Raw genomic sequence first — 19,605 nt, forward strand, 5'->3', positions numbered from 1 at the left:
GAACCGAACTTCACATATATGCGGTGCGGTCAGGAACTGCTTACACCCCAACCATTCACCAACCCGAAACAGCCCGCGAAAGAGCCAGCCCGAATCAGCTCTCGGCATCCTCCAGCACGGCCGCTCTTAGCTCCGCGATACCCATGCCCTTCTCGCTGGAGGTGACATGGATCAGCGGGAATGCCGCGGGGTGCTTGCGCGCTTCCACCTCGACTGCGGCGCGCACTTTCTCCAGTTCGCTGGCTTTCACTTTATCCGCTTTGGTCAGGACGAGGCGATAGCCGACGGCGCTTTCGTCGAGCATCTTCATCATCTCGCGATCGACATCTTTCAGCCCGTGGCGGCAATCGACCAGCACCAGTGTGCGTTTCAATACCTGACGCCCGCGCAGGAAATCGCGCACCAGATGCTTCCACTTCTCGACGACTTTCACCGGTGCCTTGGCAAAGCCATAGCCCGGCATATCGACCAGCCGCATTTGCAGCGGATCGCCCACATCGAAGAAGTTCAGTTCCTGCGTACGGCCCGGCGTCACCGAGGTGCGCGCGATCGACTTGCGCCCGGTGAGCGCATTGAGCAGCGAGCTTTTGCCGACGTTGGACCGCCCGGCAAATGCCACCTCCGGCACCACCGGATCGGGCAGGAAATGAAGCTGGGGAGCCGAAAGCAGGAAATCGACCGGCCCGGCGAACAGTTTGCGCGCGCGCTCGACCAGCTCGGCCTGCCTGCTTTCTTCCTCGGTACTCACCCCTTGGCCTTGGTCGACCGTTCCTGGTCAACCTTGTCCTTATCCGCCTGCGCCTTGAGCTGCGGGTGCTTCGAATAGAGATAGCTTTGCTGTGCCACGGTCAGCAGGTTGCTGGTGATCCAGTACAGCAGGAGTCCGGCGGCAAACGGTGCCATCACGAACATCATGATCCACGGCATCAGGCTGAACATCTGGCGCTGGATCGGGTCCATCGCCGTGGGGTTGAGCCGGAACGTGGCCCACATCGTGATGCCCAGCAGCACCGCCAGCACACCGATCCCCAGGAAGCTGGGCGGCGTGAACGGCAGCAGACCGAACAGGTTGAGGATGTGCAGCGGATCGGGCGCGGACAAGTCCTTGATCCACAGAATGAACGGCTTGTGCCGCATGTCGATCGACAGCATCAGCACCTTGTACAGTCCGAAGAAGATCGGGATCTGCAACAGCATCGGCAGGCACCCGGCCAGCGGGTTCACGCCTTCTGCCTTGTACAGCGCCATGATTTCCTGCTGCTGCTTCTGCTTGTCGTCTTTATAGCGATCCTGCAGCGCCTTCATCTTCGGCTGGATCGCCTTCATCGCGGCCATGCTGGCAAACTGTTTCTGGGCAATCGGGAACATCAGCCCACGCACGATCAGCGTCAGCAGGATGATCGCCACACCGAAGTTGCCCGCAAAATCATACAAATGCTTGAGCAGCCAAAGGATCGGCTTCTCCACGATGCCAAACCAGCCCCAGTCGATCGCATTGCTGAACTGCGGGATACCGGCCTTCTGATAGGCGGTCAGCACATCGCTTTCCTTGGCCCCGGCAAACATCTGCGTGGTGCGCGAAATCTGGCGGCCGGAAGGAACCGTGAGGGCATCGTATATCACGTCGGCGCGGAAGATATCGTTGCCCAGCGCACGGAAATCGGCATCGACCGAAGCATTCGATTGCGGCACCAGCGCGGACAGCCAGTAGATATCGGTGAACCCGATCCATCCGGCCTTGCCATCGGGGGTGGTCGTGCCGGATTCGGCCACGTCCTTGTAATTCGTGCCGAAGTTCACCCCATCGCCGAATTCCCCGATCGGGCCTGAATGGATCGTCCACTGATCGATGCTGGCGGTCGTGCTGGTGCGATTAATCAGCGCGAACGGGCGGACGATCACGCTTTGCCCGCCGGTGTTGGCGACCGTTTGACGAGCGGTGATGAGGTATTTGTCATCGACCGACAACTCGATCTTGAATTGCTGACCGACGCCATTGTTCCACGTCAGCGTAACCGGATTATCGGGGGCGAGCGGGCCTTCGCTGGCCTGCCACACCGTCTTGGCATCGGGCACTTTCACACCCTGCCCGATCCAGCCGAACTGCGCGAAGTACTGCGCCGGGGTGCCATCGGGCGAGAACAGTCGGACCGGGCCACTATCCTTTTCCACGCTCTGGCTATGGCTGGTCAGCGTCAGATCGTCGATCTTCGCACCGACAAGATCAATCGAACCGGCGACTTCCGGCGCGGCAATCTTCACGCGGTTGGGATCGGCCAGCGCGGCTTTCAGATCGCGCGCCTCCAGCGCCTGCTGCGCGGGATCGGTCAGCCCACCTTCACGGGTGTGCTTGATGCTCTTGTCGTCGGCCGGTGTCGCGGACGAAGCGGCCTTGCCGTCCCCCGGAATGGCCGGCGCTGCAGCGGCGCTCTTCGCCGGTTGGTCCGGTTGCGGATACAGCCGCTGAACGATGGCTTCCCATCCGAATAGCAACAGGCCGCACAGCACCACGGCAAAAATGAGATTACGCTGATTGTTCAAGAGATCCGATCCCGTTTATGTTCATATCATCAGGGCCAAAAGGTTCAGGGTACAGGGTCATACCCGTGTCCGCCCCAGGGATGACAGCGCAATATACGCTTCAGCGCCATCCATCCACCCCTGATTGCACCGTATTTTTCCAGCGCCTCTATCGCATATTGCGAACACGATGGCGCATAGCGACAACTCGGCGGCAAAATGCGGCTCGGCCCCCACTGCCACAGGCGGGCGATCAGAATCAGCGGATATTTCATCGGGCGGGGGACCGCCGCCGACGTCGGGGCGGGTCGCCCTGCCCCTTCGCCGCGCGCGCCAGAGCCACGCCCAGATCTTCCCGCAAGGCCGCAAAATCGCGCTCTATCCCGCCATCGCGGCCAATCAACACGTGATCGTGATCCGCCAGCCCTTCGCCGGGCAGCGCGTCGCGCAGCAGTTCGCGAAACCGGCGTTTCATGCGGTTGCGGACCACAGCATTGCCGACCCGCTTGGTCACAGTGATACCGAACCGCTTGCCCCGCCCGCCATTCGGGTGCGCCAGCAGAATAAAACCCGGTCGCGCCACCCGCACCCCGCGATTGGCCGCGAGGAAATCGGGGCGTTTACGTATCGTCTGAACCGTCATGTCGAAAGAACAGATAGGCGCAGCCGCTTGTTGGTGCGAGTCGTTTTGTCGAATCGACGAACGACAGGGCATGGAGGCCCAGCCCGGCAGCGAAGGCATAGTCACCGAAGAGCACGCTTCCCGAGGAACTGGAAACGCACGTACGACAACGGGCCCCCTAATCGGGAGCCCGTCAGGTCCAGAGACCATTCGCCGCCAGCCGCAAAACGGGATGGAAACGAAAACACACGCCCCGCGGGGCGCAGGCCATCAGATCAGGCGGAAAGCTTCTTGCGACCGCGCGCACGACGGGCACGGAGCACATTACGGCCGCCAGGGGTCGCCTTGCGGGCAAAGAAACCGTGGCGACGGGCACGCACGAGATTGCTGGGCTGGAAAGTCCGCTTCATCGTATCCTCGAAATCAAAAACTGGCACCAATTGTAGCGCCAACAAAAAGGGCCGCCCGCAAAGGAGACCGCCTACAGGTGGGCGCGGTTAGGGTATGCTGCGGCCCAAGTCAAGATATGCGATTTTCGGAGCGGTGACTTGCGTCGTCACATCGGCATAGCGCACAGCGCGCTGCCGCTCGCTCCTCTGACCGATCCATCCGCGCATATCCTGCGCGGTCAGCCAGCGGGCATCGGCATTGGGCGTCGAATTGGTCATATCGTAAAACGCACGGGCCTGAGGCGCGCTCATCCCCATCGACTGATAATAATCGACGTATGCCCGATTGACCGGCGAATCGGCAGCAAAGTCCCGCGCTTCGCGTCCGTAGTTATCCTGCCAGGAATGGACGGCGAATTCCGCGCCATCGTCGATCCAGCGCTCCTTCCCCGCCAGAAACAGTTCGACGGCACCCGAACGCACCGATCCATGAGCGGGAACATGCGTTATCAATCCGGCGGCGCGGATCATCCGGCCAACCATCAGATTCGCAGTGTCGTCATCCGTGCCCGGACACTCCACCATTTCGAGCATGGTAATATGGGGATATGCCCGCATCATCGCCGCTAATGCCCGTGGTGAGCGAGCATCGGTTGCATCGACCAGCGCAGCCCGCCGTGGATCGATCACCCGGAAAGGGCCAAAACGGGCAATTCCCTGTGGGATAGGCGCCGGATCGACAGCTGTAAAACGGCCACCAGCATCGTCCACCCATTCTTCCACGATCGTGACACTGATGACCGTGCGCGCGTGGGCGGGCAGCGCGAAAAGGCTGACAATACAGACAATCAGGGAAATTACGCCACGCATAATCATCATTTCACCCCGCACACCCTGCCATTTACCCAATTAAAATGGTTGCAATATTATTAATTAATAAATATTAACCATACCGATTTGCTCTCGACTTCGCTGTTTATTACATTCATTACGTAGCAATACGCAAGTAGAGGGTATTCGTGGTCGCACTGGTTCGTACCGTTGCTTATCTTGGTCTGGAGGCGCGGGCGGTGGAGGTGCAGTGTCAGATCGCGCCCGGACTGCCGCGCTTCGCGATAGTCGGCCTGCCCGACAAAGCCGTGGGCGAGAGCCGCGAACGGGTGCAGTCCGCGCTCGCCGCGATGGGCCTAGCCCTGCCGCCCAAGCGGATCACTATCAACCTGTCCCCCGCCGATCTGCCGAAGGAAGGCAGCCATTACGATCTGCCTGTCGCGCTCGCTCTGCTGGCTGCGATGGGCGTGACCGACGCCGAGCAACTGGGAGACTGGGTCGCCGTGGGCGAACTGGCACTGGACGGGCGGATTGCGCCATCGCCGGGCGTTCTGCTGGCCGCGCTCCACGCCAGCGAACATGACGCAGGACTGATCTGCCCGGCGGCGCAGGGGCCGGAAGCGCGTTGGGCAAGTGGCATTCCGGTGATCGCCGCGCCCGATCTGATCAGCTTGCTCAACCACCTCAAGGGCACTCAGCAACTGCCGACGCCGCAGCCGGGCGAAATCGAAGAAGTCGGGCACATGCCCGATATCCGACAGGTGAAGGGGCAGGAAACCGCCAAGCGCGCGCTCGAAATAGCTGCAGCGGGCGGGCACAATCTGCTGATGATCGGCCCGCCCGGCGCGGGGAAGAGCCTGCTGGCAAGCTGTCTGCCAGGCATCCTTCCGCCCCTCACCGCATCGGAGGCACTGGAAGTCAGCATGGTGGCATCGGTGGCCGGTACGCTGGAAGGCGGGCGGATCAGTCGGGCGCGCCCGTTCCGCGCGCCCCATCACTCCGCCAGCATTGCCGCATTGACCGGCGGCGGCCTGAAGGTGCGCCCTGGCGAAATCAGCCTCGCCCATCTGGGGGTGCTGTTTCTTGATGAATTGCCGGAATTTCAACGCGCAGTGCTCGATTCTCTGCGGCAGCCGCTGGAAACAGGGAAGGTCGACATCGCCCGAGCCAATGCCCACGTCGCATTCCCCGCGCGTGTGCAACTGGTGGCAGCGATGAACCCCTGCCGCTGCGGCCATCTGGGCGACCCCGCGCTTGCCTGCAGCCGCGCACCGCGATGCGCCGCCGATTATCAGTCGCGGGTCTCCGGCCCGATGCTCGACCGGATCGATCTCCATGTCGAAGTACAGCCGGTCAGCGCCACCGATCTTGCTCTGCCGCCGGCGGAGGAGGGTAGCGCCGAGTTCGCCGCTCGCGTGGCGCAGGCCCGGGCACGACAAACCGATCGCTTCGCGCAAACGGGCGCGCGCACAAATGCAGAGCTGACCGGCGACGCATTGGATGAATTCGCTACACCCGACGAGGAGGGGCGCACCTTGTTGTTGCAGGCGGCGGAGCGGATGCGCCTGTCAGCCAGAGGCTACACCCGGATGCTGCGCGTAGCGCGGTCGATTGCTGATCTGGCCGGCGCCGAGCGCGTGGGCCGGATTCATGTAGCAGAGGCACTTTCTTACCGCCGCCAACCGCCACGGGCATAATCGAGCCGCACCTTCTCCTCTGTCGTCAGCCCTAGCCCTGCGCCCACGGAAACCGGGTCACTCCGTTGCTCACAATGACAATGGGCAGTGTGCGGTTAGAGACAGCAATGGTCGTGCCAACAAGCGCCAGGGCGAAGGCCAGGAACGACGGATTATACGGCGAACGTTGACTCCAGGCCTCTACCGCACAGCCTTCAATGCCGGAGCATTTGGCGCACCACTCACCCGGTCGAAACCGTCGGCAGCGGTTGCCTGTGTCCCGTCCGCCCGTTTGCCAAGGCTTTCAGGGGCGACGAAGCGCAGATCCTTGCCCGTCAGTCGCCGCCCATCATGCGATACGATCGCGATGGGGCCGATCGGCAAGCGATCCTGTTCGTCCACCAAAACCGGGTTTTCTATCACGTCGACGCCGTATTTCTGCCCCCACTGGCGCAAAGCGATCATCGCGGGCAGCAAATCGGCACCCTTGGCAGTAAGACGGTATTCGATTCGCCGGCGGTCGTCGGCGCACGGTTGCCGATCGAGAATCCCGTGGCTGACCAGCCGCGCAAGCCGGTTGGACAGGATATTGCGCGCGATACCCAGCTCGCTGAGGAATTCCTCGAAATGGTGCAAACCGTTGAAACTGGCGCGCAGGATCATAAATGACCAGCGCTCTCCCATCACTTCCAGCGCTTCGGGTAAGCCGCAGGCGGTCAGTTCGTGGAGTGGTTCGCGGATATCGCCCATAATCTTCTCGCTTTCACAGCTTCCCTAGCGTCTTTCGCGAATGTCACAAAAGCGAAAGTAAGTTTTCTATTGCAACTTACTTTCGAATCACATAGGTACTCATTCGCAACTGATATCGATTCGATGTCGGGTTTGACAAGTTGAAAAGGATGCTTCGGATGAACCTCTCCCTCACCCAATCCGCTCGCCCCATTGCAATTGTCGCCGCGCTTGGCTGGACCGCACTGACATTTGGCACCGCTCTGGCACCATCCCCTGCACAGGCGGCGCAAGGTCCGTTCTATCAGGCTGAGCTGGCTTCCGCCGCGGGCAATAAGGTTGTCGTCGCAGGCGGAGTGGCATGGCATTGCGCCGAAACCGCCTGCACCGCCGATCGCGCAACCAGTCGCCCGGAAATCGTGTGCGCGCGTCTGGCGAAGAAGGCAGGCGATGTCACGTCATTCTCTGCCGATGGCAAAGCGCTGGACGAAGCGAAACTGGCGCGTTGCAACGGCAAATAATTCCCGACCGTCCCCTCCTCTCCATAAAGCGGGACGTACATTACACCCCCGGTCAGCCAATGGCCGGGGGCTTTTTTGTGAAATCGCGGATCAGATCAACCCACGCGCGACCAGATCGGCCTCAAGCGCGTCTGCCGCGCCAAAATGGTGAACCTGCCAGCCCAGCGAGCGGGCACTGGCGATGTTGGCAGCATTGTCGTCGATAAACAGCATCGTTTGCGGATCCCGGTCGAACCGCTGCGCTGCCAGCTGGAATATGGCCGGGTCGGGCTTGGCCAGCTTTTCTTGCCCGGAAACGACGATGTCGCGCATCCGATCAAGCGGCGGGCATGTCGGCCGGAACATCTGCCAGAATTCCGCACCGAAGTTCGTAATCGCATAGAGCGGCACATCGCGCATGTGCAGCCGTTCGACGAGGGCAGCACTACCGGGCACCGGACCGGGCACGGTTTCGAGAAAGCGCGTGGCATATGCCGCGATCAGATCGGCATATTGCGGAAATTCCGCCTGCCGCGCAGGCACCATTTCCGCCAGCGGCACCCCGGCATCGTGCTGAAAGTGCCATTCCTCGGTAACGACATTGGCCAGAAACCAGTCGAGTTCTTCCGGATCGGCAATCAGCTTCGCAAACAGCGTCCGCAGATCCCATTGTATCAATACGCGGCCAACGTCGAACACGACGGCCTCGACCGGTGCGGAGGGGATATTCTCGTTCGTATCAGTCACGCAAAAAGCCCCCGCATACGCAGGGGCCCTCTGTCTTTGTTGCGCCGCGAACGAATCGCGGCGGCACTGTCATCAGCCCTGACGCGCCTTGAAACGACGGTTGGTCTTGTTGATGACATAAGTGCGCCCACGGCGACGGATCACGCGGCAATCGCGGTGACGGCCCTTGAGCGACTTGAGGCTGTTGCGGATCTTCATGGGTTGCGCTTTCCAAAAATTTCGGCACCGGAGATGCGCTCCGATGCCGCAAAATCAAGCCGCGCCCCTAAGGGTACGGCGGGGCAAAGTCAACCGCCACCACGGATTTCGCCAAGCTTTCGCTCCCACGCCAGCGCATGGCCGACAATCGTGTCCAGATCGGCATATTGCGGCTGCCACGGCAAAGTCTGGCGGATCAGCGTCGGATCGCTGACCAGCATGCCTGGATCGCCTGCCCGTCGCGGCTCCATCTGGCGCACGATCTTGCGATTGGTCACCCGGTCCACAGCGTCGAGCACTTCGAGTACGGAAAAGCCCCGACCATATCCGCAGTTCATCGTCAGCGACCGGTCGGGCTGCGCCACCAGCGCTTCCAGCGCCAGCACATGCGCTGCTGCCAGATCGGACACGTGGATGTAATCGCGCACTCCGGTGCCATCGGGCGTGTCGTAATCGGTGCCGAATACCGCAACGTGATCGCGCTTCCCCAATGCCGCTTCGACCGCGACCTTGATCAGGTGAGTCGCCCCGGCGGTCGATTGTCCGGTGCGGGCGCGGGGATCGGCACCGGCCACATTGAAATAACGCAGCGCGCAATAGTTCAGCGGGTGAGCAAAGGCGGTATCGGCCAGCATCCGCTCCGTCATCAGTTTCGACCAGCCATAGGGGTTGATCGGCACCGTGGGGGTCTGCTCGGTCACTGTATCGGTGCCCGGCATACCATATGTCGCCGCCGTGGAACTGAAGATCATATGCGGCACACCGGCATCGACCAGTGCCGCGATCAGTGCCCGGCTGCGGACAGTGTTGTTATCGTAATATTTGAGCGGATTCTCTACCGATTCGGGTACCACTACCGATCCGGCGAAATGCATCACGGCACCGATATCCTGCTCGGCAACAATGCGAGCAATCAGTCCGGCATCGGCGATGTCGCCTTCATAAAAGGCCACGTCATCGGGCACCGCAAAGCGAAAGCCGGTGACGAGATTATCAATCACCGCAACGCGATAACCGGCATCGCGCAAAGCGAGAACGGCATGGCTGCCGATATAGCCGGCACCGCCGGTGACGAGCGCGTTTGGCTTGATCATGACCGACGTGCTACCACAACTGCACAAAGATAGAGTTAAGCGAGCTCCATTCACCGCCGGGACAGGGCATTTGGTCCAAGCTTGTGCGTAAACCATTCAGGATTTTATCTGCCATGCGTTTCAAACCTGCTCTCTTCGCCATTCCGGCCCTGATGCTTTCACCGGCTCTGGCAGAGCCTGTGGCAGCGGCAGAAGTGGAAGTCACGCGCTTCCACACCCCCGAATCCCTCGCCGGGGCGCAACCGGGACCGATCGCGCTGGCCGTCGGCAATGGTTTCGAAGGCAGCGATCTGGAAGCGCGCGCCTGGCTCGATGCAGTAGGCGCTGCCTTAACCGAACAAGGGTTTACTATCGATCCCGAGGCCACGCGGATGGCCCGCGTCTCTCTCACGCAAAAGGTATTCAAGGACGATCAGTCCCGCAGCAAAAGCGGGGTGAGCGTGGGCGTCGGCGTCGGTTCCGGGGGCGGTTATTACGGTCGCGGCAGCGGAGTGAATCTTGGCGTCGGCCTCGGCTTCCTGCTGGGCAGCAAAAAATCGCGTGAGCGACTCGTCACGACTCTGGAAGTGGTGTTCGAAGATGCAGCAGGCAGTCATCTGTGGGAAGGTCGCGCGCAAACGAACCTGAAAGCCAGCGCGAAGGACGCGCAAACGGCAAAACTCGCCCCGGAAATGGCAGAAGCGCTGTTCACCGGGTTCCCAGGAGAATCTGGAGCGACTATCGAGGTCAAATGACCTCATCGCAAAACACCCCGCCCGCCATCCGCATCGATTCTCAATTCGATAGCGGTAATATCGAAGTTCTCAGCGTGGACGGTGCAACCGCCCGCCTCGCTATCCCGCATGACCATATGAGCGAATTTCGCCAGTGGTTTCATTTCCGCGTTTCAGGCGCGGCGGGGCGCGAGCTGGTGCTCAAGATCGTCGATCTCGAAACATCGGCTTACCCGGCAGGCTGGCCCGGCTATCGCGCCTGCGTAAGCGAAGACCGCGATTTCTGGGGCCGCGCCGACAGCGACTACGACGCGAAAGCCGATGGTGGCACGCTGACTATTCGCTATACCCCGGCCAGCGATCTGGTGTGGTTCGCTTATTTCGCGCCGTATTCGATGGAACGGCATCACGATCTGGTGTCGGAAGCGGCCGCCAGCGAAGGTGTTTCCTATCGCGCGCTCGGCACCACCCTCGATGGGCAGGTAATCGACTGCCTCGAACTGGGCGACGGTGACAAGCAGGTGTGGCTCTATGCCCGCCAGCACCCCGGCGAATCGATGGCCGAATGGTGGATGGAGGGCGCGCTCGAATGCCTGACCGATCCCGCCGATCCCATCGGCCGCGCGCTGCGCCAGCGTTGCCGGTTCCATATCGTGCCCAACTGCAACCCCGACGGCAGCCGCCGGGGCCATCTGCGGACCAATGCCGTGGGCACCAACCTGAACCGCGAATGGGAAAGCCCCAGCGCCGATAAATCGCCCGAAGTGCTGGCGATCCGCAATGCGATGGACGCCACCGGCGTCGATTTCGCAATGGACGTGCATGGGGACGAAGCGATCCCCGCTGTGTTTCTGGCCGGGTTCGAAGGCATCCCCAGCTGGACCGACGATCTGGGCGACAAATACTATCGCTATCGCGCGATCCTCGAACGACGCACCCCCGATTTCCAGACTGCCAAGGGCTATGCCGTGTCGAAGCCCGGCACGGCGAACCTGTCGATGAGCACCAACCAGCTAGCCGAACGTTTCGGTGCCTGTTCGATGACGCTGGAAATGCCATTCAAGGATAACGAAGACTTACCCGACGCCGAACAGGGGTGGAGCCCGGAACGCTGCCAGATTCTGGGTCGCGATTGTCTGGCCAGCCTGCTGGAATGGCTTGACGAAGGGCACTGAGCGTCAGGGCCTGCGGCGCATTCTCGCCGCGAACATTCTTCCTCTGCCGTCACCCCGGGCCCCATATCAGGTCCGGGGCGACGAATAGTGGGGTAAGGTCAGAGCCCCCGGCTTCCTAAGCGACAATCGGCTCCAGCAGCCGGATAGTCCGCGCATCGGCGTCCAGTTCCACTTGCCCGCCTGATGGCAAGCATAGCTGGTTACGAACGTGGCCAATATTGGCCCCTGTGAACGCCGGAATTCCCAGCGGGCCAAGATACTGATCGATCACCTGATCGAGTGTGAAGCCATCGTAATCGGCATCGCTCGTGCGGCAATCGGTACACTGGCCGAACACGATTCCGTTGATCCGCCCCAGTACGCCTGCCAGACGCAACTGCTGGAACATCCGATCGATCCGGTATTCCGATTCCCCGATATCTTCCAGAAACAGGATCGCACCGGTGAAATCGGGCACCCACGGGGTGCCCATCAAAGTCGACACGATCGTGAGGTTTCCGCCCAGTAGCTTGCCTCGCGCCTTGCCACCGTGGATCGTTCGGCCCGGTCGCCCCACGGCCTGTTCTTCCGCGATGCCGCCCAGCGTTGGCGTGTCGGCAGCAAAGGCGAGACGCCAGAAGCTCTCCCACTGTTCCTTCGGCCAGCTACTGGTCGCGTTGCCGCCGTGGATCGTCGGATATCCCGCTTTCGCCGCGAAGGACAGGTGCAGCGCGGTAATATCGCTGAAGCCCATGAACAGCTTGGGATTGGCGCGAATCGTGTTCCAATCCAGCAACGGCAACAGGCGGGCACCGCCCCAGCCACCACGGGCGCCGAACACCGCGCGCACTTCGGGGTCGGCATACATCGCATTGATATCGGCAGCACGGTGAGCATCGGTGCCCGCCAGATAGCCATCGCGATCGCCCGCGTGCGGGCCAACTTTCGGCACCAGCCCCATGCCGCGCAGCCAATGCTCCGCATTTTCGAGCTTGTCTTCCGAACTCAGCGCGCTCGACGGGGCAACAATGCCGACGACATCGCCCGCTTTCAGGCGCGGCGGCAGATTGCGGGTTTTCGCAGTAGCCCGCAGCGGCATTCCCGCCATCGCGGCGAGAGCGCCTGCCCCCGCAAGTGCACCGCGCCGGTCGATCATGACAGGCTCGCCGGGCCGAATGCGTCGGGCAACAGCGTGCTCAAAGTCACGCGCCGCACCTCACTTGCGCCCACGCACAATATCTGCGGGTCGGTGCCGCCCAGTTGCGCCAGTTCGTTGAGTACCTGTCGGCAGCGTCCACAAGGCGTAATCGGATCGTCGGTCGGCCCAGTCACCGCCACTTTAACCAGTCCGCCACGAACCCCATCGGCCATCGCTTTCGATACCGCCACTGTCTCTGCACAAAGCGCGAGGCCGTAGCTGGCGTTTTCGATATTGGTGCCCGTCACCACGCTGCCGTCGGCAAACAACAGCGCCGCGCCGACCGCAAATTGCGAATAAGGGGAGTATGAATGCGCGGCAGCGCCACGGGCGGCATCGATCAGATCGGCATCGGTCATCCCACCTGCTTACTATGCGTCTGCCGAGCTGGCGAGTGTCGAGAATAGCGCGGGGTTTAACCTGCGGTTATTGGCCGATAGCTTTGGGAAGCCTGTTCTCTGGCCGCACGCCGCGCGAAGCGGCAGGCAACGCCGCTATGGCTGTACCACCACCCAGCGCAATGGTTGATCCGCTGCCGGGCTATCGAGCCTGCGATTGGCCGTCCACAACAACCACGGACGCTTGGCATATGTCGGGCGGAAACGGGTGCCTTCTACCCACAGGTTACGCTCGAACCGTTCCGCCAAACCATAGCGCGCCTCGAATCCGCGCGAAATCTTGAGAATCGCGTGTTTGCCCGCGTGGGCCTCGATCTGGTTGATCAGCGTCATCAGCTCGCTTTCCACGGCCGCCTCGCTTACCCGTTCCGGGCAATCGTCCGCTGTCCGATCAAGTGCGATAGCCGGTGGCAAGAGCTTGCCTCCGCGCGGGACGATAGTGACGAAATTGGCCGACTGGCCATCGGCCAGCACGCACGGATCGAAGCGATGCACCGCACCGACTTTCAGGCCCGCTGCACTTGCTGCCGCGAAATCGGTGGCAAAGCGCCTGTTCGCCCCATCTTCCCCGTCGCTGGCGTCGATATAGGCGAACTTCGCACCCAACGCGCGCAGAGTGCGGAAATTGACCGCGCCATCGGCGGCACCGACCTCGACCCCCTGATCGGGATAATCTGCCACGGGCGGCGTCCAGTTTTGCAAGTGCCACCAGAACCAGCCCGCGCCGATCAGCCCGATCAGCACCAGCGCGCCAATTGCCCGCAACCGCCAGCCGGTTGCCGCCTTCCTTTTGCGCGCCATGCCCGCCTCAGCCCTTGATGTGGAGAACGCAGATCAGCGTGAACAGTCGCCGCGCCGTGGAGTGATCGGTTTCCACTTTTCCTTCGAGCCGGTCCATCAATAATGCCGCGGCATCGTTATGAATCGCCCGGCGCGCCATATCGATGGTTTCGATTTCCTGCGCGGTCGCCTTGCGGATGGCCTGATAATAGCTGTCGCAGATCGCAAAGTATTCGCGGATAGGGCGCCGAAAACGCGCCAGCCCCAGCAACAGGGTTTCCAGCGGCTGCCTATCTTCGGTGGAGATCGCCAGCGCAAGCCGCCCTTCCGGCACCGACAGCGCGAGATTGTACGGCCCGTTATGCCCCGCCTCCACAGCACGGATCGGTTTGAAGGCGTTTTCTTCGATCAGGTCGTAAATCGCCACGCGCCGTTCCTGTTCGACATCGGCATTGCGCCAGAGGATCGTATCCTCGTCGAGCGTGATGTGGGCGATGCGCCAGGTGGGCTTGAAATCGGACATGATCGAAAGCTGCCTTTCGCAGACCATCCGGGTATCCCGCAAGGCCAAACCTGCGCCATCCCCGCTATCCACAACCCGGTGTGGTATCGCAGCCCTTGCCAATGAAGGGGCCGGAAGCGCAAGACGCGCGAATGCCCGAACAAGACCTTATGCTGCGCCAGCCCGAAACCACCACCAATGGGGCCAGTGCGCCCGTCATCCGTGCGCTGCCCGCGAATATCGAAGCGGAGGCGGCATTCCTTGGCGCGATCCTGATCGACAATCGCGTGCTGGAAGAACTGGGCACTCCGATTCGCGCGCAGCATTTCTTCGAACCGGTCCACCAGCGGGTGTTCGAGCGGATCGTCAGCCTGCTCGATCGCAATGCCGTGGTCACGCCGGTCACGCTCAAACCCTATTTCGAAGCGGACGAGGCACTGAAAGAGCTGGGTGGAATCACCTATCTCGCCCAACTGACCGCCGATGGGCAGGGTCTGCTCGCCCCGCGTGAACTGGCCGAACAGATTTACGATCTGGCTCTGCTGCGCGAACTGGTGTCGGTGGGGCGCAATCTGGTGGAAGGCGCGCTGGACACCAGCGAATCGGTCGCCCCGCTCGAACAAATCGAACACGCGGAAGCAGCGCTGTTTCAGGTGGCCGAAGGCGCATCGAGCCAGAACGAAGCCTCCAGTTTCGGACAGGCAACGAACAAGGCGCTCGGCCAGATCGAGAAAGCGATCAATTCGGGCGGCCATATCGCAGGCAAGACCACCGGCTTCACATCGGTAAACGACAAGATCGGCGGTCTGCACGATTCCGACCTTGTGATCCTCGCCGGTCGTCCCGGCATGGGCAAGACCTCGCTGGCGACCAATATCGCCTTCAACTGCGCCAACCGTCTGTTACGCGACCGGGTGGACGGGATCGACGACAAGGCATCGGTGGGCGCAGGCGTCGCATTTTTCAGCCTGGAAATGAGCGCGGACCAGCTTGCCACGCGTATTCTGGCCGAAGTGGCCGAGATTTCCAGCGAAGCGCTGCGTATGGGGCGGCTGAGCCGGGAAGAATTCCAGCAGCTGTCATTCGCCAGCCAGAAACTGGCCGAACTGCCGCTGTTTATCGACGATACGCCTGCCCTCAGCATTGCCGCGCTTCGCGCCCGCGCCCGCCGGTTGAAGCGGCGGCACAATATCGGGCTGATCGTAGTCGACTATCTGCAACTGCTGCAGGGATCGGGCCGCGCCAACGACAACCGCGTAAACGAAATCTCGGAAATCAGCCGCGGCCTGAAAACGCTGGCGAAAGAACTGGAACTGCCAGTGATCGCGCTGTCCCAGCTCAGCCGTGCAGTCGAACAGCGTGACGATAAGCGCCCGATGCTGTCGGACTTGCGCGAATCCGGCTCGATCGAGCAGGACGCGGATATGGTCTGGTTCGTCTATCGCGAAGACTATTACATCGCCGCCAAGGAGCCCAAAGTTCCGCAGGCAGACGACGATGCCAATGTTCATGACACCCACAGCGCATGGGCAGCGGAAATGGAACGGGTGCACGGCATCGCAGAACTGATCGTGGCCAAGCAGCGCCACGGTGCCACCGGCAAAGTCCGCCTCAAATTCGAAGCGAAATATACCAAGTTCTCCGACCTGGCGCAGGACGACCGCAGCTACGGATACGAATAAGGTTTCGACCACGCATCCACCGGGGACATGCGGCGGCGCTGACGCCTACAGCTTAGGCAAAGTGACGCCGCGCTGCCCCATGTATTTGCCCGCCCGGTCCTTGTAACTCGTCTCGCATCGCTCGTTGCCTTGCAGGAACAGGAACTGACACGCGCCTTCGTTGGCGTAAATCTTCGCCGGGAGCGGGGTGGTGTTGGAAAACTCCAGTGTCACATGCCCTTCCCAGCCCGGTTCGAGCGGAGTGACATTCACGATAATGCCGCAACGGGCATAAGTGCTCTTGCCCAGACAGATCACCAGCACATCTTCCGGCACGCGGAAATATTCCACCGTGCGGGCCAGCGCAAAGCTGTTGGGCGGGATCACGCAGACATCGGTTTTGCGATCGACGAAGCTGTTGGACGCGAAATCCTTAGGATCGACAACCGCCGAATCGACATTGGTAAAGATCTTGAATTCGTCCGCCACGCGCGCGTCGTAGCCATAGGATGACAGGCCATACGATATACACCCATCGCGCCGCTGCGCCTCGACGAAAGGTTCGATCATGCCGTGGGTGGTGGCCGCGTCGCGGATCCATTTATCGGAGAGAATCGCCATGTCGTGGTGATTGACCAGCTATGCATTGCGGGCAAGCGGGCAGGCGCGCTTTTCCCCCCTTAGTGACGAGGCAGCGGGGTGGAGGGGGTGTGGGGGGAGCCGGAAACCCGGCTCCCCTGCCCTGGTCAGAAACGAACGCCGACCGTTACCTGCCAGGTCCGCGGATCGCCGTAATAAACGGTCTGGATATTGCCGACCGAGCTGAATTCCTGCCCGTCGGTTTTGTACAGAGAATCCGTCACGTTCTTCACCATGCCGCGGACATAGAATTTGTCGAAATCGATCTGCGCGTAAAGGTTGCCAAGGAAATAGCCGTCTTCCATCAGGCCTTCGCGGTTATCGACCGAGAGATACTGCTTGTCGACAAAGCGCGCATCGCCGCCAAAGCTCAGTGTCGCTGCGCCGATCGGCACAGTGTAATCCGCTCCCAGTCGCGCGGTAAGCGGCGGTGCAAACGCGGGCTTGCAAACGATTTTGCTACCGGTGGGGTTGCAACTGAAAGCAGGCGGACGACGGCCATCCTTGAATTCGGTGTATCGTGCATCGAGATATCCAACCGACGCGGACAGTGTCAGCGGGCGGGAAGGCCGCACCATCGCTTCGAATTCGACACCGTCGATCTTCAGCTGTCCGGCATTGATAACCGGAAAACTGCCCCCGGTAATCCCGGTGTTGCCGCCACCGACGCGCGCCTGAAAATCGGTGTAATCCGAATGGAAAGCGGCCAGCGACATTGTCACTTTGCCGTTCAACCAGCTTCCCTTGGCGCCTGCCTCGTAAGTCCAGACCTTTTCCGGGGCGAAGTACGGGACAACTACGGTCTGCCCGTCAACTTCCAGCGTCACGTCCGCCAGCCCGTTCACGCGGCCATTGAAGCCACCTGATTTGAACCCGCGGCTGGCCGAGGCATAGACCATGATATTCTCACTCGGCTTGTAGCTAAGCGAAGCCATCGGGGTCCACGCATCGAACGTCACTTCGTTCAGTGCATTGTACGGTGCCGGGAGATCGTCGGGGAAGACAAAACCGCTGGGCACCTGAACTGCCGGGAAAACCGGGCTCGACAGCAAAGCGGTGGTTTCGCGATGATACCGCTTCGTCTCACGGGTGTAACGCAGACCCGCCGTAAGCGAGAGCTGATCGGTGAGATTGTACGTCAGCTGACCGAACGCTGCGTAGCTATCGAGATTCTGGTCGTCGTCGATATAGCGGATGAAATCGAGCGGTGTGCCAACGTACCGCAGGTAATCGTTGGCATATGCCTCCTGATGCGAAGTCACCTTTTCGTTGAGATAATAGAGGCCGAATACACCCGCGAGCCGATCGGCATCGAGCTTGAGCTGGAGTTCCTGACTGAACTGGTGCTGATCGATACCGACGAAAACATCGCCCACCTGCGCGGCGGTCGCATCGATGTCGATATAGAGATCGGGGCGGAGTTTGCGATAGGCGGTGATGGAGGTCAGCGAGAACGGGCCGCCCAGTTCGACATTCACCGTGCCCGAAACACCCCAATGATCAAGCCGCTGCCCCTCGCCATTATGGAAGCTTGGCGTCGCCTTGTAGTCATAGGCCCCATATGTTGCCGCAGGCGCGATAACGAACGGCGTCAGAGCGGTGAAGGTGGCATTATAATCGAACCCGACCAGCGGCGCAGTGGGATACCCCAGTGTCAGAGAATTGCGCTGGCGGGTATAATCGCCCGACAGTAAAACCTCCACACCCTCACTTAGCTGGGCCCGCAGGATCGCACGGGCCGACAGATTGTTGCGGTCGTTGTATTTCTCGCCCGTTGTCGGATCGGTTACGATCCCGTCGCGGTTGTCGTAAAGCGCCGCAACCGACAGCGCCACACTGCCCGGCACCACCGGCAACGAGACATATCCCTTGGCCGTGGTTTCGTTGTAATCGCCGTATGTGAAAGCCGCCTCGCCCAGTGTGCGATCCAGATCGGGTTTTTTCGAAACGATATTGACTGCGCCGCCGATGGTGTTCTTGCCGTATAACGTGCCTTGCGGGCCGCGCAGCACCTCTACCCGTTGAACGTCGAACAGGTTGAGCAGAGCACCCTGAATACGGCTCATATACACGCCATCGACATACACGCCGACCGCCGGATCGAAGGTTTGCAGTGCATCAGGCTGACCGATGCCGCGAATGAAGAAGTTGGCCGAACTGGCCGATCCGCGGCCCTGCACGAGATTGACGTTGGGCACTGCGCCCTGAACGCCCGAGAGATCGTTCGCGCCCATTTTGTCGAGCGCGGCTTCGCCCAATGCAGTGATCGCGATGGGCACATCCAGCAGGCGTTCTTCCCGCTTACGCGCGATCACGACAATCGCATCGCCATCGGTAATGCCACTTTCGGCGGCCGCTGTATCAGCGTCGGCAGCAGGCGCGGCATCGGCGGCATCCTGTGCGAAAGCGGGCGCAGCGAACGCTCCGAACGCAAACGATGCGGCGAGCGCCAGACGGCTGGCATGAATGGTCGGACGGTTCATGGGTTTGTCTCTCCTCCAGGGCGCGCGGTTCGGGTGCCGCATCTGCCGTTCCCCGCTTCAATATTGAAACATGAACCACCTTTCAACTTTTTTCGTTGCGCGATCGATTTGATGGCCTTACGTCGTTGCCCGATGGCCACAGCCGATCGTATTGAAGAGACGGAAAAGAGCGTCGCCAGCCCCGGCAAACAGCCGCGCACTGCGCGTGGCCGCGAAACCATGCGTCGCCTGCTCGACGCGGCGGCAAAGGAATTCGGCGAACGCGGTTTTCATGAGGCATCGATCAGCGGGATCACTCGCCGTGCTGGCACCGCACTGGGCAGCTTCTACACTTATTTCGACAGCAAGGAGGCGATCTTCTCCGCGCTGGTCAAAGATATGAGCGAAGGCGTGGCCAAGGCCGCCGCCGCCGGGATGGCGGCCGATGCCAGCGGAGTGGAGCGCGAACGCGAAGCGCTGGCTGCATTTCTGGGCTTTGCGCGCCAGAACAAGGAAATCTACCGCATTATCGACGAGGCTGAATTTGCCGATCCGGCCAGCTATCGCGACCATTATGAAGGCGCAGCAAACCGCATCGCCGCCCGGCTGGACGCCGCCGTTGAGAATGGCGATATCGCACCGGGCGACAACGAAGTGCGCGCATGGGCGATCATGGGAATGAACGTGTTCCTAGGCCTCCGCTTCGGTGTGTGGGACGATACCCGACCGGTCGACGATATCACCGGCGCCGTGGCGGCGCTGCTGGGTGACGGGCTGGGCCGTTAAGCCAGC

22 protein-coding genes are annotated in these 19,605 nt (G+C 61.3%); 6 read left to right on the plus strand and 16 right to left on the minus strand.

What is annotated here, in order from left to right:
- Positions 1-94 precede the first annotated feature (94 nt).
- The 6 genes from yihA to CV013_RS01960 form a co-directional block, all read right to left on the minus strand.
- On the minus strand, positions 95-748 hold the full coding sequence (gene yihA / locus CV013_RS01935; RefSeq protein ID WP_102153602.1) for a ribosome biogenesis GTP-binding protein YihA/YsxC: 654 nt from the start codon (positions 746-748) through the stop codon (positions 95-97).
- On the minus strand, positions 745-2,541 hold the full coding sequence (yidC, locus tag CV013_RS01940; protein WP_102153603.1) for a membrane protein insertase YidC: 1,797 nt from the start codon (positions 2,539-2,541) through the stop codon (positions 745-747). Before yidC ends, yihA begins: the two co-directional genes overlap by 4 nt.
- 44 nt (positions 2,542-2,585) lie before the next feature.
- Entirely contained in the window at positions 2,586-2,795 is a 210-nt protein-coding gene (yidD, locus tag CV013_RS01945) for a membrane protein insertion efficiency factor YidD (protein WP_102153604.1), read from the minus strand.
- Positions 2,792-3,163 carry a ribonuclease P protein component gene (gene rnpA, locus CV013_RS01950; protein ID WP_102153605.1) on the minus strand — a complete coding sequence of 124 codons (372 nt, stop codon included), beginning with the start codon at positions 3,161-3,163 and terminating at the stop codon, positions 2,792-2,794. Before rnpA ends, yidD begins: the two co-directional genes overlap by 4 nt.
- Positions 3,164-3,417: 254 nt before the next feature.
- Complete coding sequence (gene rpmH / locus CV013_RS01955) at positions 3,418-3,552, minus strand: 50S ribosomal protein L34 (RefSeq protein WP_102153709.1); 135 nt, start codon at positions 3,550-3,552, stop codon at positions 3,418-3,420.
- A gap of 87 nt (positions 3,553-3,639) precedes the next feature.
- Positions 3,640-4,410: an alpha/beta hydrolase gene (locus CV013_RS01960; protein WP_223805347.1), complete on the minus strand. Its 771-nt coding sequence runs from the start codon at positions 4,408-4,410 to the stop codon at positions 3,640-3,642.
- A 140-nt stretch (positions 4,411-4,550) separates the two neighbouring features.
- Here CV013_RS01960 and CV013_RS01965 point away from each other — a divergent pair, with 140 nt between their 5' ends.
- Entirely contained in the window at positions 4,551-6,059 is a 1,509-nt protein-coding gene (locus tag CV013_RS01965; RefSeq protein WP_102153606.1) for a YifB family Mg chelatase-like AAA ATPase, read from the plus strand.
- Positions 6,060-6,239: 180 nt separating this feature from the next.
- Here the strand turns inward: CV013_RS01965 and CV013_RS01970 are convergent, their stop codons facing one another.
- Positions 6,240-6,788, minus strand: a complete 549-nt coding sequence (locus tag CV013_RS01970; RefSeq protein ID WP_190276551.1) for a winged helix-turn-helix transcriptional regulator — start codon at positions 6,786-6,788, stop codon at positions 6,240-6,242.
- Between the two features lie 158 nt (positions 6,789-6,946).
- Here CV013_RS01970 and CV013_RS01975 point away from each other — a divergent pair, with 158 nt between their 5' ends.
- Positions 6,947-7,288 carry a CC_3452 family protein gene (locus CV013_RS01975; RefSeq protein WP_102153608.1) on the plus strand — a complete coding sequence of 114 codons (342 nt, stop codon included), beginning with the start codon at positions 6,947-6,949 and terminating at the stop codon, positions 7,286-7,288.
- Positions 7,289-7,378: 90 nt separating this feature from the next.
- Here CV013_RS01975 and CV013_RS01980 read toward each other — a convergent pair whose 3' ends face one another.
- The 3 genes from CV013_RS01980 to galE form a co-directional block, all read right to left on the minus strand.
- A complete protein-coding gene (locus tag CV013_RS01980) occupies positions 7,379-8,014 on the minus strand; it encodes an HAD family hydrolase (protein ID WP_102153609.1) in 636 nt (211 codons plus the stop codon).
- 72 nt (positions 8,015-8,086) lie between these two features.
- Positions 8,087-8,212 carry a type B 50S ribosomal protein L36 gene (gene ykgO / locus CV013_RS01985; protein ID WP_050599643.1) on the minus strand — a complete coding sequence of 42 codons (126 nt, stop codon included), beginning with the start codon at positions 8,210-8,212 and terminating at the stop codon, positions 8,087-8,089.
- 89 nt (positions 8,213-8,301) lie between these two features.
- Complete coding sequence (gene galE / locus CV013_RS01990; protein WP_102153610.1) at positions 8,302-9,306, minus strand: UDP-glucose 4-epimerase GalE; 1,005 nt, start codon at positions 9,304-9,306, stop codon at positions 8,302-8,304.
- 113 nt (positions 9,307-9,419) lie between these two features.
- On the opposite strand from galE, the gene CV013_RS01995 reads away from it, so the two are divergent.
- The gene (locus CV013_RS01995; RefSeq protein WP_102153611.1) at positions 9,420-10,040 is read left to right on the plus strand and encodes a DUF4136 domain-containing protein; all 621 of its coding nucleotides are present in this window, start codon (positions 9,420-9,422) and stop codon (positions 10,038-10,040) included.
- Complete coding sequence (locus tag CV013_RS02000) at positions 10,037-11,194, plus strand: M14 family metallopeptidase (protein ID WP_102153612.1); 1,158 nt, start codon at positions 10,037-10,039, stop codon at positions 11,192-11,194. Before CV013_RS01995 ends, CV013_RS02000 begins: the two co-directional genes overlap by 4 nt.
- 115 nt (positions 11,195-11,309) lie before the next feature.
- Here CV013_RS02000 and CV013_RS02005 read toward each other — a convergent pair whose 3' ends face one another.
- From CV013_RS02005 to CV013_RS02020, 4 genes are all read right to left on the minus strand, one after another.
- Positions 11,310-12,329 carry a S66 peptidase family protein gene (locus CV013_RS02005; protein ID WP_102153613.1) on the minus strand — a complete coding sequence of 340 codons (1,020 nt, stop codon included), beginning with the start codon at positions 12,327-12,329 and terminating at the stop codon, positions 11,310-11,312.
- Entirely contained in the window at positions 12,326-12,730 is a 405-nt protein-coding gene (locus tag CV013_RS02010; protein ID WP_102153614.1) for a cytidine deaminase, read from the minus strand. Before CV013_RS02010 ends, CV013_RS02005 begins: the two co-directional genes overlap by 4 nt.
- A 135-nt stretch (positions 12,731-12,865) precedes the next feature.
- On the minus strand, positions 12,866-13,570 hold the full coding sequence (locus CV013_RS02015; protein WP_102153615.1) for a glycoside hydrolase family 25 protein: 705 nt from the start codon (positions 13,568-13,570) through the stop codon (positions 12,866-12,868).
- 7 nt (positions 13,571-13,577) lie between these two features.
- Positions 13,578-14,072: a UPF0262 family protein gene (locus CV013_RS02020; RefSeq protein WP_102153711.1), complete on the minus strand. Its 495-nt coding sequence runs from the start codon at positions 14,070-14,072 to the stop codon at positions 13,578-13,580.
- Between the two features lie 149 nt (positions 14,073-14,221).
- On the opposite strand from CV013_RS02020, the gene CV013_RS02025 reads away from it, so the two are divergent.
- Entirely contained in the window at positions 14,222-15,733 is a 1,512-nt protein-coding gene (locus CV013_RS02025) for a replicative DNA helicase (RefSeq protein ID WP_408056999.1), read from the plus strand.
- Between the two features lie 45 nt (positions 15,734-15,778).
- Here CV013_RS02025 and dcd read toward each other — a convergent pair whose 3' ends face one another.
- Together dcd and CV013_RS02035 are read right to left on the minus strand one after the other, a co-directional pair.
- A complete protein-coding gene (gene dcd, locus CV013_RS02030) occupies positions 15,779-16,333 on the minus strand; it encodes a dCTP deaminase (protein ID WP_102153617.1) in 555 nt (184 codons plus the stop codon).
- Between the two features lie 125 nt (positions 16,334-16,458).
- Positions 16,459-18,834, minus strand: coding sequence for a TonB-dependent receptor (locus tag CV013_RS02035; RefSeq protein ID WP_102153618.1), 2,376 nt, complete (start codon positions 18,832-18,834; stop codon positions 16,459-16,461).
- A gap of 132 nt (positions 18,835-18,966) precedes the next feature.
- On the opposite strand from CV013_RS02035, the gene CV013_RS02040 reads away from it, so the two are divergent.
- Positions 18,967-19,599: a TetR/AcrR family transcriptional regulator gene (locus CV013_RS02040; RefSeq protein WP_223805391.1), complete on the plus strand. Its 633-nt coding sequence runs from the start codon at positions 18,967-18,969 to the stop codon at positions 19,597-19,599.
- Positions 19,600-19,605 lie beyond the last annotated feature (6 nt).

Origin of the sequence: Tsuneonella flava, assembly GCF_002870965.1 — a bacterium.
In the GTDB taxonomy this organism is placed as follows: domain Bacteria; phylum Pseudomonadota; class Alphaproteobacteria; order Sphingomonadales; family Sphingomonadaceae; genus Tsuneonella; species Tsuneonella flava.

Excerpts from the sequence above, each read along its gene's own strand:
- CV013_RS02020 (WP_102153711.1), bottom strand. The coding sequence starts at position 14,072 with ATGTCCGATTTCAAGCCCACCTGGCGCATCGCCCACATCACGCTCGAC.
- CV013_RS02010 (WP_102153614.1), bottom strand. The coding sequence starts at position 12,730 with ATGACCGATGCCGATCTGATCGATGCCGCCCGTGGCGCTGCCGCGCAT.
- CV013_RS01995 (WP_102153611.1), top strand. The coding sequence starts at position 9,420 with ATGCGTTTCAAACCTGCTCTCTTCGCCATTCCGGCCCTGATGCTTTCA.
- CV013_RS01960 (WP_223805347.1), bottom strand. The coding sequence starts at position 4,410 with ATGATGATTATGCGTGGCGTAATTTCCCTGATTGTCTGTATTGTCAGC.
- rpmH (WP_102153709.1), bottom strand. The coding sequence starts at position 3,552 with ATGAAGCGGACTTTCCAGCCCAGCAATCTCGTGCGTGCCCGTCGCCAC.
- CV013_RS02025 (WP_408056999.1), top strand. The coding sequence starts at position 14,222 with ATGCTGCGCCAGCCCGAAACCACCACCAATGGGGCCAGTGCGCCCGTC.
- dcd (WP_102153617.1), bottom strand. The coding sequence starts at position 16,333 with ATGGCGATTCTCTCCGATAAATGGATCCGCGACGCGGCCACCACCCAC.
- CV013_RS02035 (WP_102153618.1), bottom strand. The coding sequence starts at position 18,834 with ATGAACCGTCCGACCATTCATGCCAGCCGTCTGGCGCTCGCCGCATCG.
- CV013_RS02005 (WP_102153613.1), bottom strand. The coding sequence starts at position 12,329 with ATGATCGACCGGCGCGGTGCACTTGCGGGGGCAGGCGCTCTCGCCGCG.
- CV013_RS02000 (WP_102153612.1), top strand. The coding sequence starts at position 10,037 with ATGACCTCATCGCAAAACACCCCGCCCGCCATCCGCATCGATTCTCAA.
- CV013_RS02015 (WP_102153615.1), bottom strand. The coding sequence starts at position 13,570 with ATGGCGCGCAAAAGGAAGGCGGCAACCGGCTGGCGGTTGCGGGCAATT.
- CV013_RS01975 (WP_102153608.1), top strand. The coding sequence starts at position 6,947 with ATGAACCTCTCCCTCACCCAATCCGCTCGCCCCATTGCAATTGTCGCC.
- CV013_RS01970 (WP_190276551.1), bottom strand. The coding sequence starts at position 6,788 with ATGGGCGATATCCGCGAACCACTCCACGAACTGACCGCCTGCGGCTTA.
- yidD (WP_102153604.1), bottom strand. The coding sequence starts at position 2,795 with ATGAAATATCCGCTGATTCTGATCGCCCGCCTGTGGCAGTGGGGGCCG.
- CV013_RS02040 (WP_223805391.1), top strand. The coding sequence starts at position 18,967 with ATGGCCACAGCCGATCGTATTGAAGAGACGGAAAAGAGCGTCGCCAGC.
- rnpA (WP_102153605.1), bottom strand. The coding sequence starts at position 3,163 with ATGACGGTTCAGACGATACGTAAACGCCCCGATTTCCTCGCGGCCAAT.
- ykgO (WP_050599643.1), bottom strand. The coding sequence starts at position 8,212 with ATGAAGATCCGCAACAGCCTCAAGTCGCTCAAGGGCCGTCACCGCGAT.
- galE (WP_102153610.1), bottom strand. The coding sequence starts at position 9,306 with ATGATCAAGCCAAACGCGCTCGTCACCGGCGGTGCCGGCTATATCGGC.